19 protein-coding genes are annotated in these 16,914 nt (G+C 45.6%); 6 read left to right on the top strand and 13 right to left on the bottom strand.

The window, feature by feature from the left end:
- Positions 1-15: 15 nt before the first annotated feature.
- Positions 16-606, bottom strand: a complete 591-nt coding sequence (gene yyaC, locus AC6EJC_RS15780) for a spore protease YyaC (RefSeq protein WP_444954792.1) — start codon at positions 604-606, stop codon at positions 16-18.
- Positions 607-726: 120 nt separating this feature from the next.
- On the opposite strand from yyaC, the gene AC6EJC_RS15775 reads away from it, so the two are divergent.
- On the top strand, positions 727-954 hold the full coding sequence (locus tag AC6EJC_RS15775) for a DUF1128 domain-containing protein (RefSeq protein WP_013373034.1): 228 nt from the start codon (positions 727-729) through the stop codon (positions 952-954).
- A 197-nt stretch (positions 955-1,151) separates the two neighbouring features.
- On the opposite strand, the gene AC6EJC_RS15770 is transcribed toward AC6EJC_RS15775, so the two are convergent.
- Positions 1,152-1,871, bottom strand: a complete 720-nt coding sequence (locus AC6EJC_RS15770) for a pirin family protein (RefSeq protein ID WP_444954791.1) — start codon at positions 1,869-1,871, stop codon at positions 1,152-1,154.
- 233 nt (positions 1,872-2,104) lie between these two features.
- Between AC6EJC_RS15770 and AC6EJC_RS15765 the strand changes: the two genes are divergently transcribed.
- From AC6EJC_RS15765 to AC6EJC_RS15750, 4 genes are all read left to right on the top strand, one after another.
- The gene (locus AC6EJC_RS15765) at positions 2,105-2,809 is read left to right on the top strand and encodes a phosphatase PAP2 family protein (RefSeq protein ID WP_444954790.1); all 705 of its coding nucleotides are present in this window, start codon (positions 2,105-2,107) and stop codon (positions 2,807-2,809) included.
- A gap of 138 nt (positions 2,810-2,947) precedes the next feature.
- The gene (locus tag AC6EJC_RS15760) at positions 2,948-3,205 is read left to right on the top strand and encodes a GlsB/YeaQ/YmgE family stress response membrane protein (RefSeq protein WP_444954789.1); all 258 of its coding nucleotides are present in this window, start codon (positions 2,948-2,950) and stop codon (positions 3,203-3,205) included.
- A 43-nt stretch (positions 3,206-3,248) separates the two neighbouring features.
- Positions 3,249-3,653: a YtxH domain-containing protein gene (locus AC6EJC_RS15755; RefSeq protein WP_444954788.1), complete on the top strand. Its 405-nt coding sequence runs from the start codon at positions 3,249-3,251 to the stop codon at positions 3,651-3,653.
- 95 nt (positions 3,654-3,748) lie between these two features.
- Positions 3,749-4,225 carry a DUF5665 domain-containing protein gene (locus AC6EJC_RS15750; RefSeq protein ID WP_444954787.1) on the top strand — a complete coding sequence of 159 codons (477 nt, stop codon included), beginning with the start codon at positions 3,749-3,751 and terminating at the stop codon, positions 4,223-4,225.
- Between the two features lie 115 nt (positions 4,226-4,340).
- Here the strand turns inward: AC6EJC_RS15750 and AC6EJC_RS15745 are convergent, their stop codons facing one another.
- The 11 genes from AC6EJC_RS15745 to AC6EJC_RS15695 all read right to left on the bottom strand — a co-directional run bounded on the left by AC6EJC_RS15745 (position 4,341) and on the right by AC6EJC_RS15695 (position 16,394).
- Positions 4,341-5,300 carry a magnesium transporter CorA family protein gene (locus AC6EJC_RS15745; RefSeq protein WP_444954786.1) on the bottom strand — a complete coding sequence of 320 codons (960 nt, stop codon included), beginning with the start codon at positions 5,298-5,300 and terminating at the stop codon, positions 4,341-4,343.
- A gap of 120 nt (positions 5,301-5,420) precedes the next feature.
- Positions 5,421-6,194 (bottom strand): sigma-70 family RNA polymerase sigma factor, encoded by a 774-nt coding sequence (locus AC6EJC_RS15740; protein WP_444954785.1) that lies wholly within the window; start codon positions 6,192-6,194, stop codon positions 5,421-5,423.
- Positions 6,191-6,643: an anti-sigma B factor RsbW gene (gene rsbW, locus AC6EJC_RS15735; RefSeq protein WP_444954784.1), complete on the bottom strand. Its 453-nt coding sequence runs from the start codon at positions 6,641-6,643 to the stop codon at positions 6,191-6,193. Before rsbW ends, AC6EJC_RS15740 begins: the two co-directional genes overlap by 4 nt.
- A gap of 18 nt (positions 6,644-6,661) precedes the next feature.
- The gene (locus AC6EJC_RS15730) at positions 6,662-7,000 is read right to left on the bottom strand and encodes an STAS domain-containing protein (RefSeq protein WP_444954783.1); all 339 of its coding nucleotides are present in this window, start codon (positions 6,998-7,000) and stop codon (positions 6,662-6,664) included.
- A gap of 100 nt (positions 7,001-7,100) precedes the next feature.
- On the bottom strand, positions 7,101-8,771 hold the full coding sequence (locus tag AC6EJC_RS15725) for a hybrid sensor histidine kinase/response regulator (protein ID WP_444954782.1): 1,671 nt from the start codon (positions 8,769-8,771) through the stop codon (positions 7,101-7,103).
- Positions 8,772-8,790: 19 nt separating this feature from the next.
- Positions 8,791-9,660, bottom strand: a complete 870-nt coding sequence (locus AC6EJC_RS15720; RefSeq protein ID WP_444954781.1) for a CheR family methyltransferase — start codon at positions 9,658-9,660, stop codon at positions 8,791-8,793.
- Between the two features lie 80 nt (positions 9,661-9,740).
- A complete protein-coding gene (locus tag AC6EJC_RS15715; protein WP_444954780.1) occupies positions 9,741-13,460 on the bottom strand; it encodes a response regulator in 3,720 nt (1,239 codons plus the stop codon).
- Positions 13,444-14,625, bottom strand: coding sequence for a PP2C family protein-serine/threonine phosphatase (locus AC6EJC_RS15710; protein ID WP_444954779.1), 1,182 nt, complete (start codon positions 14,623-14,625; stop codon positions 13,444-13,446). The genes AC6EJC_RS15715 and AC6EJC_RS15710 overlap by 17 nt, the downstream gene beginning before the upstream one ends.
- Before the next feature lie 236 nt (positions 14,626-14,861).
- On the bottom strand, positions 14,862-15,203 hold the full coding sequence (locus AC6EJC_RS15705; RefSeq protein ID WP_013373048.1) for a YflT domain-containing protein: 342 nt from the start codon (positions 15,201-15,203) through the stop codon (positions 14,862-14,864).
- Positions 15,204-15,299: 96 nt separating this feature from the next.
- Complete coding sequence (locus tag AC6EJC_RS15700) at positions 15,300-15,818, bottom strand: hypothetical protein (protein ID WP_444954778.1); 519 nt, start codon at positions 15,816-15,818, stop codon at positions 15,300-15,302.
- Between the two features lie 51 nt (positions 15,819-15,869).
- On the bottom strand, positions 15,870-16,394 hold the full coding sequence (locus tag AC6EJC_RS15695; protein WP_444954777.1) for a DUF948 domain-containing protein: 525 nt from the start codon (positions 16,392-16,394) through the stop codon (positions 15,870-15,872).
- A gap of 259 nt (positions 16,395-16,653) precedes the next feature.
- Here AC6EJC_RS15695 and AC6EJC_RS15690 point away from each other — a divergent pair, with 259 nt between their 5' ends.
- Positions 16,654-16,821 carry a DUF1328 domain-containing protein gene (locus AC6EJC_RS15690; RefSeq protein ID WP_444954776.1) on the top strand — a complete coding sequence of 56 codons (168 nt, stop codon included), beginning with the start codon at positions 16,654-16,656 and terminating at the stop codon, positions 16,819-16,821.
- Positions 16,822-16,914: the final 93 nt, after the last annotated feature.

Below are 16,914 nucleotides of genomic sequence, written 5' to 3'. Positions count from 1 at the left end.
TTATTAAGCAGACCATCAATATCTGAAACGGTAGCCCTCTGGAAAATCTTGCGAAGCTGTTTTTAAACCAAATTCGCAAGCCGCCGCATTCGCAATATGTGCAGCCATCGTCATAACCAGGTGAAGCGACGTCATTTGGAGTGTCCAATAGGGTTTGGGACTGCGTTCATTCACAATCGCTGCAACGCTATAATGACCGACAGACGGCAGAGACAGCCCGACCGATCGCGCAGGAGTTAGCGGTTTACGGGCAACAAGAAACATTCCTGTTGAGCCTTGTTGTCCAAGACAAGCATCTATGGCGATCACATGATGATCTTGGGGAATACCCTCCAAGTATGAAACCAGATGATCCGCATCACAGGGCTCCGTCAATGTGCCAATCACGTGCGGAAAGCCTTGCTCCTTGAGCATGGTGCCTACCAACGGACCGAGTGAGTCACCCGACGAGCGATCCGTACCGATACAGACAAAGGTTAACTTATCTATAGCATGCTGATGTTGAATTTTTCGGAAGAACGGTGCGAGCCCTTCGCGATTTATTTTCTCTACATTATGATCTAAGGGGGAGCGACCGGATGCGGAAGCTCGATTATACAAAGACAACTTTGTCCATCCTCCTTGATTCGGTTGTTTATCGGTAATCTGGCTTTCAGTACATTCTACAACAAAAACATGATACAATACAGGCAACTTCCCCTGTTATGAAAGGATGGAATATTAACGATGGATTTGTCTGTACCGTCTCATGCCAACATTGAGTATATGATTGAGGGCATTAAAACCAAGCTTCGTATGGCGAGTGGTGCTGCTATGCAGGCTTCCGCTTTCTCGCTGGAGCAATACGAGGACATCCATGATGTCTATGATATGGTGATAAGCAAGCCCAACCTGAGCATTTCAGAGGTTGAAGCTATTGTTTCTGAACTGGGCAGATTGCGCAAGTCCTCCTGATTCAGCTCGTAGGACAGACAGCGTAGCTGTATTACAACCTATCATCATGAGCAACAACCTATTATTGTAGTGGCCCTGTCACCGTAAATAAAGCTCGTATCTCCGGTCGCATCAATAGACGCGCAACGGGATACGAGCTTTATTTTTTCGATTGCATATACATATTTTCATACACTTTTCATTCCCTCATGGATGCTTCAAGGCAAATCCGCTAACACCAGTTCAGATATATCCTCATTACCTGTAGCTAGTATTTTTAATGTACAGCTTTTCTGAATTCGCGCGGCATCGCCAGGTCCTAACTGAAAATCCCCATCCTGACACGCAACTTCCACATGACCGCTAACTACATAAATGTGGGTGCGGCGCTCCTCTTGCTGCGGATATTCAAGCTGCTGTCCTTTTTCCAATCTGCTCAGATACAAAGTTATATCCTGTGCGATGGATAGCGCTCCCTCTACTTCTGAACCAGACACAACGGGCTGAAGTCGATTTAGACGTTCACTGTGCTTGAATCTTTGCACCTGATAAGAAGGCTGAATCTCAGGACTCTCGGGTAAAAACCACATTTGCAAAAAGCGAACCGGTCTTTCATCCCCAGTATTTCGCTCCTCATGTTCAATTCCGGTGCCTGCACTTAGAACCTGTATCGAGCCGCTTTTCAAATCCTGCTCATGTCCCAAGCTGTCGCTATGATGCAGTTGGCCTTCAATTACATAAGTGACGATTTCCAAATCGTGATGCGGATGTCGTTTGAAGCCTTGCTGCGGTTTAAGCTCGTTATCATTATGAGCTAGCATACAGCCAAAATGCGCATTGCTCGGATCTTCATAATCAGCAAACGAAAAGCTAAACTCACTATGAATCCATCCTTTATTTGAGGTATGTCTTTCTGCTGATGTCACTATTTTAATCATTCTTAACACCTCCATGGATTCCAGTGCCGTAAAGCAGCCCTTACTTTGTGATTCCTAATCCACTTCCGGCCCTGGCATTTACAAACGCTGTAATACGATCCCTTTACCCCGGGCTTATATGCGTCAATCAGCCTGTCGTCTCTGTCGGGTTTTGCTCTCAAGTTCATTATTGGTTAAGTTAATAGTACGCAAATTTGAATCTATTACAGCCATAAGGAGGAGATTTATTACATATGCTATCCCATGAACCTCAACGATCCCGGTTCTTGCCAAGCTATTTGCGTCGCAGTCTGTCTGCATCTATTATCATGATCGCTGTCTTGCTGCTTATTGCCTATTCTGTACGATGGATTGGCACAGCTCCTTTTCTATATTGGGATGAACGTATTCAGGATGTCGTTTTTCCAGACACAGCGGCTGCTCATTACCAACTGCTCCCCGTCGCTATATTCATTACGTCTCTCGGTTCATTCCGCATATCGTTACTCATCGCCCTCGGTGCTGCCACCTTGTGCTGGGTCTATCTTCGCTCAAAAGCTTATCCCTTTGCTATCCTAAGCAGCTTTACGGCGATGTGGGTGCTGAATACGCTCATTAAAGAAGTTTTGCAACGGGAACGTCCATCACTTCAACATTTGGTTGAAGCCGGGGGCTACAGTTTTCCCAGCGGTCATGCGATGATTTCCATGGGATTTTACGGAATGATATTTGCCATTTGGGCTATAGAACGAAAGATTAATAATCGTGCGTTCTTCCTTCCGTGCGTTCTTGGAGCACTGCTCATTCTCTTGATTGGACTAAGCCGCGTATATTTAGGAGTTCACTTTCCTACCGACATTGTGGGTGGCTATGTTGCAGGTATCATTTGGCTGGTGTTTACCGTTCCTGTGATCTACTGGCGAGCACGCATGAAGCTTTCTTCCACTCCCCGCCCGTAAACATCCGAGACGGCTTTTTGTTTCACTCAGGGTCACAACGTTTATATACGAAGTAAGCAAGGCAAAGCAATATCGAAGCTCAGCATTCATCAAAAACGTTATGGTTTTGTGAATTCAGGATAAGGGGGGGCGATCCTTGTGTGGGGAATTGTACTAAGTATTGTAATGGCTATTATTATCGGATTGATTGGCGACGCACTGGCTGGTCATGAAATGCCTGGCGGCATTTTGGGCTCTATGATTGCTGGATTTGTAGGAGCTTGGCTCGGTGTCATGATACTGGGAGACTGGGGTCCAGTCATCGGAGATTTTGCAGTCATTCCAGCCATACTTGGAACCGCATTGTTCGTGTTCTTGCTCGGACTTGTGTCCAGGCTAGTAAAAAGGGCTACCTAACATTTATATATATTTTTTTATTCTATAAGAGGAGTGATATAACATGAGTAACATCGACAATCAAAATACGGTAGGTAATACTTCAGGTTTTGCAAAGGGTTTATTCATTGGGGGTTTGATTGGTGCTGCGGCAGCCTTGCTATTCGCGCCGAAGCCGGGTCGTGATTTGCGTAGCGATCTGTCTGATAAAATGACAGTTGTCTCCGATAAAACAAAAGACGTCGCGTCCGTAGTCAGCAGCAAAGCGACGGATTTGGCCAAGACCGTTTCCACCAAAACAGCAGATGTAGCCAAAACGGTATCCGAGAGCAAAGACAACATCGTATCCAGCGTAACCAAAGCCTCTGCCGATGTCGCTAATGAAGCGGCCAAAGCGGATAAAGAAGTTATGGATGCAACGGCTCAGGCGGCCAAGGATACGCAGAAACAATTGAATACCACTTCCTAATAGCTACACATTCTGTGACAACAAAAATAAGCCCCTAAACACTGAACAGCCAGCATGCAAGAAGCTGGCTGTTTTTAAATGATAGAAAGGCTGGGATGACAATGAACAAGCCAAACTCCTATGGAGATGATCTTACCGCGAACAACAAACGAACCTTTCATCCCCAACAGGCTCAAGATCAGCCAGATGAGGTTTCATCCAAGCGAGCTTCTTCTACTCATAATCATGTTAAAACGCATGCTCACGAGAGAGACTTTGATGTAAATGAGCATCCTTTTGAGCTACGCCATGAGGTCAAGCGGCTAAATAAACGCTTAGATCAAATAGCAGATACGCTGGAAAGAGCAGAATTCCGTGATATTCTGGAGAACTACTCCAGTACTAAAAGAAGAATCATGAGTAATCTGACGGCAGGCATTGCACGGGGTCTCGGCCTTACGCTGGGTACGGTGGTCATACTCGCCTTACTCGCTTGGTTGCTCAGTTTCCTAGTACAGTTAAATCTTCCGGTCATCGGAGATTTCATCGCTGAATTATTAGGATATATCAAAATGAGCCAAGGTACTAAGTAATTGTCCTCTATCTCATGCAAAAAACGACCCATCGTAACCGGTAATAGACTCCCAAAAGAGCCTCAGTAACGATGGATCGTTTTTTATATGTAAATGGTAATGCTGTAAGTAGCCGCTACAATTTGTTGCGCTTGTTCGCTTTCAATAAGTCTCCTGTCCACCCCTTCATCATCAGCCAGCCGTACATCCCCGCCATACTTAGCAGAGTCGCAATAATCACGGCGGTAAAACCCCAGCCTGTTTTAATCCAGGGCAGATTTTCAAAGTTCATGCCCCAAATGGCGCCCACTACAGTTGCAGGTGTAAATACGGCGGTCACAATGGTGAGCGTCTTCGTAATCTCATTGCCTCTAAAGGCGGAAATGGCGTCGTCAATGGAGATCAGTGTGTCGATTTCCTTTTCATAATGAAGGAAAAGCCCCTCCATCCGAGTGACACGGTAAAGTAACTGTTTAAAAAAGCGATTCTTCTCCAGCTCATCCAGATACGCCTCCCGGGAAGCCGTAACCAGCTCTGAAAAAGGAATGAACATATTGCTCCAATACAACAGCTCGAAACGCGCATTCAATATAGAATCCATCAGCGTACGTGCATTTCTTTTCTCCATGTCCTCTTCCAGTCTTCTCAGGTTGATCTCAAACTTATCCATCCCTGTATGAAAATAATGAAGCACTGCTCTGGCCAATACAAACATGCCGTCTGCTGCGTTCTCACACTGTTCCAGCATTTTTTGGCGTTCCGCAGTGTGCATAATTTCACGGGTATTTTGATCCAGATTTAACGTCACTAACTTCTGGTTCAGAACCAGAAAATAAAACTTGTTACAATTTCGCTGACTATCGATCTCCTCCTGAACGGAATAGATCAGCGACCCGCACATCAAGGGCTGATTGCCATCTGGAAAGCGCACAGAAATAAAGCTTGATGGAATGTCCTCTACCCTGTCCAGCCATTCTGCAGCCTCTGGGAGCTTCTCCTTCAAGTGATGTATGATCGAATCCTGCCAGTCTGCAACACTAATGTCCCACCATTCCCATCCTCCACGAAAGGAAGAAATCTGTTCAAATGCTGTCATGAATTCCAACCTTCCTCCCTTTCCTTTTTCCGCTTTAAAAAGGACACGCTTCCCTAATTGGAATAACGTGTCCTTACGAGGTGACGTCAAATATTTTAAGCCATGAATTCCGCGGTCTTCTCATGAAATAGAGGAATTAGACATAATCTGCTTCAACTTTTCCGTTGCACGCTTCTGAATACGGGAAACGCTCATCTGCGATACGCCCAACGTCTGCGCAATCGCACGTTGAGATTGGCCGTCCTGAAATGCCAGAAGAAGCACTTTCTGTTCCTGCTCTTTCAGTTGACTTAAAGCCTGCTGCAAATCCATCCGTTTTTCCACAGTGTCATAATCGTTAGCATCTGAGCTAATGAGCTCACCTAACGTAGCTGCACTCTCTTCCTGGGATAAAGGCGAGTCCAGTGAAACATAATGGTAGCACTCACGGCCAGCAAGCACCTCGATCGTTTCTTCTACGTTAAGATCCAAATATGCCGCAATCTCGTTCACATTTGGCGAACGTTCCAGTTTAACGGTCAGTTCATCAATGGCATGTTGAACAAGCGCACCCTTTTCCTTGATACGGCGAGGAACCTGGATGTACCAGGATTTGTCGCGCAAATAATTTTTCATATGTCCCAGCATACTTTTCATAGCGTACGGTTCAAATGGGATACCCAAGCTGATATCGTATTGCTGAAGCAGACGAATCAAAGCCATCTGACCGGTCTGATATAAATCCTCGTATAAGTCTGGACGGTTACGGGAGATCTTCCCGGCAGCCATCTTGACCATCGGCTCATACTTGCGGATCAGCACGGTAGCAATCTCGTTATCTTTTGTTTGCTGGTACTCCCAGATTAGACCAACGGCTTCATCCATCGACTCCGGGGGAGTTACCTTTTCATTCATACTCTTTCCTCACTTCTGGTCAGACGCTTTACCAGCACCACTTCGGTGCCTTTTCCTGTCTCATTCAAGATATGGACATCGTCCATAAGCGCCTGCATGAGATAAAAGCCTAATCCGCCTATCTGCGCATCATTCAACTCCTTATCATGCAAGGATGCGATACGGGACGGGTCCTCAACGCGTTCAAAGCTCTCCCCTTCATCTTTGACACGAATGGACAACGAAGCTTCGTCAAATTCGAACGTAACTTCCACGATTCCCCCCTCATGACCATATGCATAAAGAACAGAGTTATTACAGGCTTCCGATACAGCCACTTTCATGTCTTCAATATCCTCATAAGAGAATCCCATTTTCGCGGCAATACCGTATAAATTTAATCTTACAATATCAACAAAGTCAGCAGTTGCCGGCAAATTAAGAACTACTTTTTGAATTTGAGCATTCATTTCTTTTTCTTTCCTTTCCTATTGGGAATTCTCCTGTGGGACAAAGAATTTGGCAATACCGGTCATATCAAACAGCTTTTGAATTTGAGGCGGTACCTCTTGAACAGCAAAGCGAGACTCCGTTCCATGCCTTGCTTTTAAAATGGATAACAAAATACCAATGCCCGTGCTGTCAATGTATTTAAGGTCTCTCAAGTTAATAATCAAATCCTGGCTGGATTCCTCCACCAAAGGCTCCATCACCAGACGAAAATCAGGTGCCACCGAAAGATCCAATTCTCCACTCAGATAAACGGTATTTACGCCATCGCTTGTTTCTGTAATCGCATTGAACTTCTCATTTTTATTTGTATTCATAGGCCTACTCTCCCGAAAAAAGATTTCCCTACATACTAACCCATTATACGAGCGCTTGAATCACGGTATAACTTTTTATACACCTTCCAAATGCCACCATCTAAGCCTCATTGATTTGATCTTTACCTGACTGCATTGGAAAATGGTCCGGAGAATGCCGTAGCAGCGCCTGTTTTACACTGCTGATTTTAACGGGCTTACTAATATAATCGTTCATCCCAGCTTCAATACATCGAGGCTGAATACCCTCCATGACGTTAGCCGTCATGGCGATAATGGCAGGTTGGGATCTTCCAGCCAATTGTTCACGTACTCTACCCGTACACTCCAGACCGTCCATCACAGGCATCTGTAAGTCCATAAAGATATAGTCATAATCCTGATTAGCTAGGACCATTTCAAGCGCCTGTTGCCCATCTGCTGCTACGTCTGAAGCCAAGCCGAGCTTATCCAGTATATTGACCATCAGCTTCTGATTGATCGGATGGTCATCCACGACCAGTACAGGTTTACGGCTTGGAGACTCCTGATGTGGAATTTCCCAATCGTGGCTGGACTCCCCCTCCAATTCATTTTCCTGAGCAAAGCCAAGCTTCATTGTAAAATGAAACGTCACACCCTGTTCTCCGCTCGTATCTACACGGATATCTCCGCCCATCATATTCACCAAAGTTTTGCAAATAGCGAGTCCTAAACCGGTTCCACCATATTTACGCGTCATTGAAGAATCAAGTTGGGAAAAGGGCTGAAACAACCTTCCAACCTTAGCGGGATCAATACCAATGCCTGTATCCTTCACAGAAAACTCAACGGTAAGTCCGTTGTCGCTACGCTCTTTGACAGATGCGAAGACATACACCCCGCCCCGGTCTGTAAATTTGACAGCATTGGATACCAGGTTAATCATTACTTGACGCAATCTTCCCATATCTCCATATAACACAGGAGGCATCTGTTCATCGAGAAAATAAACCAGTTCCAAATTCTTTCGGTTCACTTCTACCGTAAATAGGCTGAAAACTTCCTTGATACAGGAAACCAGATCAAAAGGATATTCCTCTACCTCCATTTTGCCCGACTCCAGCTTAGTAAAGTCCAGAATATCATTAATGACTGCTACAAGCGCGTCTGCACTGCGGCGGATGATATCGGCATATTCCTGTTGATCGCTTTGAAGCTCTGTCTCCATCAGCAGATCAATCATGCCAATGACGCCGTTCATAGGTGTGCGGATCTCATGGCTCATCATCGCCAGAAATTCCGTTTTGGCATTGGCAGCAATCTCTGCTGCCTCCTTGGCGGCAATCAGTTCGCTGTTCATCTTCTCCAGCTGTTGCGTTTTCTGGTGAAGCAGCATGGACTGTGTCTTCAAGCGTTTGTTCGTCAAATACATTTGCACGAAGCCTTCAATTTTGGACTTGAGAATTTGAGGGATGAATGGTTTCACCATATAATCAATACCACCCGCTGAATATCCCGCAAACAAATGCTCCGCTTCCTTGCTGTTAGCTGAAATGAAGATAATCGGAATATCCTTCGTTTTCTCTCTGGCCTTGATTAACTTTGCAGTCTCAATTCCATCCATACCCGGCATTTGCACATCGAGGACTACGAGTGCAAATTCATCTTTTAATAAACATCGTAGCGCTTCTTCCCCGGATGTGGCCTTTACCAGATTATATTGTTCACTCTCCAGCACCGCCTCAAGAGCGAGCAGGTTCTCAGGTCTGTCATCTACCAGCAATATATGAATCGGTTCATGAAGCCCCATGGAATCCTCCTAAACATCTCTATTTAATCTTCCGGTAGATCTTTTCTATCCGGTCCAGCGGCTCGTAGGAATCACTATAATCGGTAAAATGTATGGATTCCTTGGCCCCAAGCACCAACACACCAAAATGACTCAAGCTATCATAAAACAACCCATGTACATGGTTGCGAAGTTCGTCGTTAAAATAGATCATGACATTCCGGCAAAAAATAACATTGAACTCGTTAAAGGACCGGTCTGTCGCTAAGTTGTGCTCCGCAAAAATGATATTTTTCCGTAAAAAGGGGTGAAACATCACTGAATCATACTTGGCTGTATAATATTCAGAGAACGATTGTGTGCCCCCCGACTCCAAATAATTTTTGGTATACAGCTTCATTCGGTCGATCCCGTATACGCCTTCCTTCGCCTGCTGTAAAGACAGGTTATTCATATCCGTCGCATAAATGCGGGCCTTATCATATAAGCCTTCCTCATGCAGCAAGATCGCCATAGAATATACTTCCTCACCTGTGGAGCAACCCGCATGCCATATTCGAATGTACGGATATGTCCGTAAAATCGGTATGATTTTCTGCCTAAAATTCAGAAACAGCTCCGGGTCGCGAAACATCTCCGTCACCGGAATTGAAAGGCTCTGTACCAGTCTGTCGAAGGCGCTGCGATCATGCAACACCTTCTCCTGAAGTCCTGATACCGTGCTTACATTCTCGGACTGCGCATGATAATAAATACGCCGCTTGATCGAAGACAGAGCATAGTTACGAAAATCGTAGCCGTACAGCCGATGAATTCCTTCCAGCAACAGCTCAATCTCAATCATTTCCCGCTCAGCGTCGTTCGATTCTAATTCTTTAGCAGCATTATCCGCCATATCCTTCGATGTCATAATCTCTCTCCAATTCCTGAATAGGTTTTACCTTGTACCGCTCCAATCATGTGTTGATTTATATTACCCATTTTTTTGGGTTACGAATACAACCACACCCGCATTAATGACAAAAGCTGTTCGGTTTGAATCGGCTTTTTCACATAATCGGAAGCGCCCGCTTCAATACACTTGGAACGGTCATCCTTCATGGCCTTGGCTGTCAGCGCAATAATAGGCAACTTCTCGAATTGCGGCATCATTCGAATGCGCCGCATGGCCTCATATCCGTCCATCTCCGGCATCATCATATCCATCAGCACCAGATCAAAATCAGGGGTTTGTTCCAGCAGTTCGATCGCTTCTCTTCCATTTTCCGCAAAGGTAACCTCCATGCGGTAGCTTTCCAGCACGCTGGACAGAGCAAATACATTGCGAATATCATCATCTACTAACAGTATATTTTTACCTTCAAACAGTTCTTCTTTATTGTATAGCTTCTGCAAAATTTTGCGTTTGTCCTCTGGAAGATTCGCCTCAACACGATGCAGGAACAGCGTTGTTTCATCCAAAAGCCGTTCCGGCGATTTAACATCCTTAATAATAATGGACTCTGCATATTTGCGAAGTTGCGTTTCTTCTTTGCTATCCAGATCTTTGCCTGTATAAATAATGATCGGCAGATCGGCTAGTTGCTCATTCTCCCGAATACGATCCAACAGTTCAAAGCCTGTCATGTCGCTTAGCATCAGATCCAGTACCATGCAGTCATACCGCTGGGTCGCCAGTTCATTCAGTGCTTCCTGACCGGTCGATACCGCCGTAATAGCAACATCATCATGGTCGATCAGCTCAATAATAGACTTACGCTGATTATCATCATCTTCGACTACAAGGAGACGTTTTACCATTTGGTCCGTATACGATTTTATATGTGAAAATGCCTTATCCAGACTTTCCTTCGAAGAAGGCTTTTTGAGAAAGGCAATCGCGCCCATCATCAAGCCCTGCTTCACATCATCTATGACCGAAATGACATGCACCGGAATATGACGTGTCGATGCATTTCCTTTCAGCTCGCCCAAAATGGACCAGCCATCCATCACAGGCAACTGAATATCTAAAATAATGGCATCCGGTAAATAGGACTGAGCCATGTTCAGCCCATCGTCTCCTTGGAGGGCGATCAGCGCCTTAAAGCCCCGACTACGGGCCATGTCGTACAAGATATTAGCAAAATTAATATCATCCTCAATAATCAGCAGCACTTTATCCTGCGAGGTAATCTCATTTCGGTCGTCCCCCGGATGTATAATGTCCTCTGCTTTGTTCTTCGAGGGCATCTGATACAATGGCAACCGTTCAGCAGGCACAATCATTGGAATATCCGTTTCTGCCGATGCTGCGACATCCTCAAAATCCGGGTTCACATCGGCACCGTAAAGTTCCTCTCTCGAATGAGAATCCATATCCTCAATCGTAGGCGTTTGTTCCGGCAAAAACAGTGTGAAGCAACTTCCCTGTCCCTGCTCGGATTCCACGGTAATGACGCCGCCCAACAATCTGGAAAGCTCGCGGCTGATCGATAGACCCAGCCCAGTTCCCCCGTATTTCCGGCTAGTTGTACCGTCTACCTGCTGGAAAGCTTCGAAGATCAGATCCGTTTTATCCGAAGCAATCCCGATGCCCGTATCACGCACAGATAGGGCCAGATAGGATTTTCGTGGATTTAGCAGACCGGGAAGCTGCTCTCCGGTTGCCCGAGAAACACTAAAACGAATAGAACCTTCCATAGTGAACTTGAACGCATTGGACAGCAAATTACGTAAAATTTGTTTGAGACGATAACCGTCACTTATAATGGCATCTGGCAAGTTCTCTGCGATCTCGGTATGCAGTTGAAGCTCACGTTTGGCTGCGACCGGAGCAAAATTCTGCTCCACAAACAGCTCCAGTTCCTTCAAATGGACCGCTTCGTGGTTAATATCCATTTTTCCAGCGTCCACTTTGGATAAATCCAGAATTTCATCAATCATTTTCAACAAATCCGCGCCTGACATATAAATGGTTTGTGCATATTCCACCTGCTTTGGCTTGAGATTGCCTTCCTTGTTCTCGGACAAGAGCTGAGAAAGAATGAGCAAGCTATTTAGCGGAGTACGCAGCTCATGCGACATATTGGCCAAAAACTCGGATTTGTATTTGCTTGTGATCCCCAGTTGCATTGCCTGTTGCTCCAACTGGGCTCGTGCATGTTCGATCTCGTCGTTCTTTTCTTCCACTTCTCGAACCTGTTCTTCCAGCGCTCTCGTTTTGGCAATCAGTTCAGTGTTAAAATGCTCCAATTCCTCCTGTTGACGCTGTAACAATTCCTCGGAACGTTGGAGCTCCTCTGTTTGCTCCTCCAAATTTTCATTGGAGCGCTTGAGCTCCTCTTGCTGAGTTTGTAGCTCTTCGGACTGGCATTGCAATTCCTCGGTAAGTGCCTGTGATTCGCGCAGCAATTGCTCTACCCGCATCCGTCCCTTGATATTGTTCAAAATGATCCCCAAGCTCTCCACTAATTGAGCAAACAGCTTCGTTTCCAGATCACTGAAGCGATCCAGTGACGCTATTTCTACGGCACCGATGCACTCATCCTCGAACAAAATAGGGAAAATCATAATTCCTACTGGCTTACTTTCTCCTAAGGCGGAGCCGATGGACAAATATCCGTCAGGAGCCTCTGTAATCAGGATCGGTTTACGATCCAGAACACATTGTCCAAGCAACCCTTCGCCAACATGGATAACTTCCTTAATCGAAGCTTCGCCAGCCGCCTTCGCATAGGAGCCGTATAACTTAAATCGGTTGTCTTCTACATCTTTTCCTTGCAAATAGATGGCTCCATAGCTGCCTCCCAAGATGGGCGTAAACTCACTAATAAACATCTGAGCAACCTGCTCCAGTGAATTCACACCTCGGAACAGCTCAGTTACCCGAGCAGTATTGGCATTAAGCCAAGTTTGATCCTTCTGCGCCTGAAGAACGGAATGCTCGAATTTCCGCTTTTCTTCCAAGTCTCCAGCCATTTGTTGAAATACGCGGGCAACCTCCCCGATTTCGTCCTTGGAAGCAACACTCATCCGGCTGATGGCCCTGTATTTCCCCTTGCCAAAACCGTTAATCATGAGATTAACGATATTTAGACCTTTGGCAATGCTCGGGAGCACCCACAAAATAACGAGTAAGCCCATCATCAGACCGGCTGCCATCAGAATTGTGGTAATCTGCACGGATTCTTCATAGGCCAGATTGGCTTGCTTCATGTCGCTATCTATTTCCCGATCCTGAAAAACGGCCAGGGCATTAATGCTATCCATCGCCTCCTCTTGAGCAGGCAAACCTGTGCTATTGCGGAAAGCATTCGCCTCATCAATGCGATCTTGCCCCAATAAGGAAACAAGCCTCTCTTCGTAGCTTAAAAATTCTTTCCATGCGACAGCTACCCGATCGACTTGCTGCTGTTCTTCGCTGGTGCCGGAGCTGTTTTGCAGACTTGCCAGCACTTTCGCTCCAGAAGCAGATATATCATCGAGCTCGCCTTTGGCCTCACTGACGGAGGACCCTGGATTCAAGATCAGGTTGGCCATAACTTTGGCCATATCATTCACCTGACCGCGAATAGCCGTTGTTTTCCGGACCTTCATATATCGGTCCTGATAAACCTGGTTCAACTGCTCATTCAGGCTCCCCATTCGATCATAGCTGATTAGCGTCAGCACAAGGAGGATCGCCATAAGCGATCCAAAGCCGATCAGCAGTTTATTTCTGATTTTCATGCAAGCTCTCTCCCTCTTTCAATGAAATCCAGATCAGGCATTTATCATCATCACGATCCTGTGGCGCCTCTTTACGAAAAAAAGCATCCAGCATCGCTTCTTCATTCCATTCCTCATACTTGCGTAGACACGCAGTTAGATACTCCAATTGCTCCTCATATTCGCCTTCTACCGCCTCCAATAAGCCATCCGTATACAAAGCGATATGTCCAGTTCCTTCATAATAAATCGTGTGCATCTCTGCATCAATTTTATCAAACAAACCGACTGGGCTACATGCACGGTCAAATTTGGTAATGCTGCCGTCCTGGTTGAACAGCAAGCCGGGGGGATGCCCCGCATTTACATAGTCAATTCGCCGTGAACGAGTATCAATCACCATATAAATCGCCGTAAAATAATACTGCACGAGCTGCTTGCCCAGATCCAGTTGATTAAAACGACGATTCAGCTCTTGTATGACCTTCTCAGGTTCCACATACGTGGTTACCGTATCCTTAAGTACAGAAGCAATGAACATGCAGAACAGCGAAGAAGAAATGCCATGCCCCATCATATCGAGCAAAATGATGGCATATCTCCCTTCCCCTAGCGGATACCATGAATATAAATCCCCTGCCAGTTCAAAGGAAGGCTGATAGAGCGCATTCACTTGTAGCACCGGGTCCTGAATGGCAGGACTAAGCACCGCCTGCTGCACCATCGCAGCCAGCTTCAGCTCATCCTGAATTCGCTGATCCCGATCCTTATGCCAGTCCTTCTCCTGCTTGAGACGTAAGGCAGACCGAATTCTCGCCATTAGCTCTACCTTGTTGATCGGCTTCGTTACGTAATCGACGGCTCCCACATCCAGAGCTTCGGCCAATTTTTTAGAATCGCCTACAGCCGTTACCATAATAATCGGTATATCTTTTAAATGCTCATATTCCTGCACAATACTGCAAGCTTCAATGCCATCCATTTCAGGCATCATCATATCCAGCAGCACCAGATCAATATCCGAAGGGCGGGGTCGAAGACTAATGGTACGGTCGCCGATTCCCAGATGCTCCAACATTTCTGCGGCCGAGCTCGCAGAGATCACATCGCGATAATTTTCTTTTTTTAGTATTTCACGAATAATAATGACATTCGTCGGATTATCGTCAACAATTAGAATTCTCATTGGCCTCTCCTTATCTTTAACCCATGTATTATACTATACCTGCCTAAGCGGCAACACTCTTGTTGATTAGAAATAGTGTTTCCGTAAGAAGGCATTCCAAAAACATAGATAAGGAATGGGGCTCCAGCCCCATTCCTTATCTATGTTTTTAGAGGACCCGCGAAACACTTGTGCTACGGTCAACATCCTCTTTTTTCAAGTCTAAGCCAGTCTGATTTTATGATGAGCTGGCAATATCACGCTTTTTTAGCAATGACCAGCACTTTACCCTGATCCAATTCTTTTTCATAAAAGTCAGCTTCCGTATCTGTAAATCCTAAGGAAGTAATTTTAGCGCGAAGCTCATCACCACGGGAACGGAACAAATTGGCTAATGAGTCGAAAACGCCCTCTTCCTTAATCCCGATTTCCTTGGCAGCCACCGTATCGGCAATACGATCCGTCCGATCCTGATCATGAGCGAGCACGAACACATCCTCATAACGATAGCCCGTGTTACGCAACTCATTCACTGCTTCAACGGCTTGTACACCGTTCTCTACCACTTTGGCATAAGATTTATGATTGGTCTGATTCATGTTTCTCACGCTCCTTTAAGGATTGACTTCTCTGACTATTACACTTCACACATCCATTTGAAACTTCCATGTTATGTCACGCCTCGAAAAAATCATTTACCACTCCGTTTCATCAAAAAATTCAACATACTTTGGCTTATCAGACGTCTCATCTGTAAACACTTTGATCGCACGCTGTCCGCGTACATACACCTCTCCGTCTTCGGCCGTGAATTGCGAGCCACCCAGCGCCTGATCCAGCGTTTTCCGTTGCAGCGGTAGCCATTTATCATTCACCTTGATTCGACCGGCAGCCGGATCTACATGCACATAAGAAACGACGTCCTCACGCATACCTACCACAACATCTGGATATTGGTATTCTGTAGAAAGCAGCAGCATATCCTTCTTGACTCGAAGTGGCTTACCCAGTTTTTTCAATACATCCGCACGGGTATCATCCAGAGATATGCCATTTAACGTATGAAAATCAACTGGCGCAGCATGTCGAGCGGGTATCGTCTGCACAGCCCTTACCATATGCCCCGCTGTTTGCGGGGAAACGGTTTGCTGAACCGCATCCTGTCCGGAAAAGGGAGTGAGCAAACCAGCAGCTAGTAATAATGTCTTCATCATAAATCTCACCCTTTCAATGAATTTCCTGTAGTTTACGGTTCAGCCACTATGCTACTGACGCATTTTCTGCCACACCCCGGCAGCGATGTCTACATAACCCAACCAGTTGTTTTTAGCCGGCTTGGCCGCAGGCTCCTCATAAGTCGCATTGTAGCTCTGAACCGTCCGCTCTGTTGCGGTCAAAGGTCTATTCGGTGTCGTTGACTTAATCGCGTTTTCCGTTCTGGAAGTCTTGCCCACAGCGCTATGCGACTTCTGAAACCGTGTCATTAACGCTGTTGAAGCCTGCTTGGCAGCCAACGTCACTTCGCTGAGTACCTCCCCCAAGTTTCTAACCGATTCCATCACAGGCTCCACTTGCTTCAATTTATGATCAACGTCTGCGGTGATGTCATTGGCATGTCGAACCGTTTGTTTTATTTCATAACTCAGTTCATCTACCGTCTTTTGTACATCCTGCAAGGTTTGGGTCACCTTATCCAGAGAGCCTTGTGCTGCTTTCAGCGTTTTAATGAGGAAAATAACGAGAACTGCAAATGCGATAGCGATTATAAAAATGCTGACCTGTGTTAACATGGCGTAACCTCTCTTTCGTCTTTCACGATGATGTTTATGATTACTGCATAGTTACCCTTTACATTCAGACACGAAACAACGTCCAAACTGGGGTTCTTCTCCGCTCCAAACGTTATGATTCATGGACTCTCGCACCGTTTAAAACAACATATAACGATGGCACAGCCACGAATATTTAAAGAAGTCACCGTCATCTGCAACCGCGCTCTACGGGGCGTGAGTATGCCACATTATATACAATTAAAGGAGGATACAGAACATGCTGAAATGGTCCGCTTTATTCTTATTTTTTGCTGTGATCGCCGGGATTTTAGGTTTTTTTGGTATCGTCGTGTCCATAGCTGCTACAATCGCTAAAATATTATTTGTGTTATTTCTGGTGTTGTTCGTCATTTCACTCTTTACCGGAAGAAAACGAGCTTCATAGACATCGGATGATAGCTTCACAAAAGTAATAATTTTATAATATCTATTAAAAAAAGGATGTTCCCACCCTGGTCAACAGGGCTGTGGAACATCC

This window comes from Paenibacillus sp. TY11, from assembly GCF_059772165.1.
This window is presented reverse-complemented; position numbering and strand designations above follow the sequence as displayed.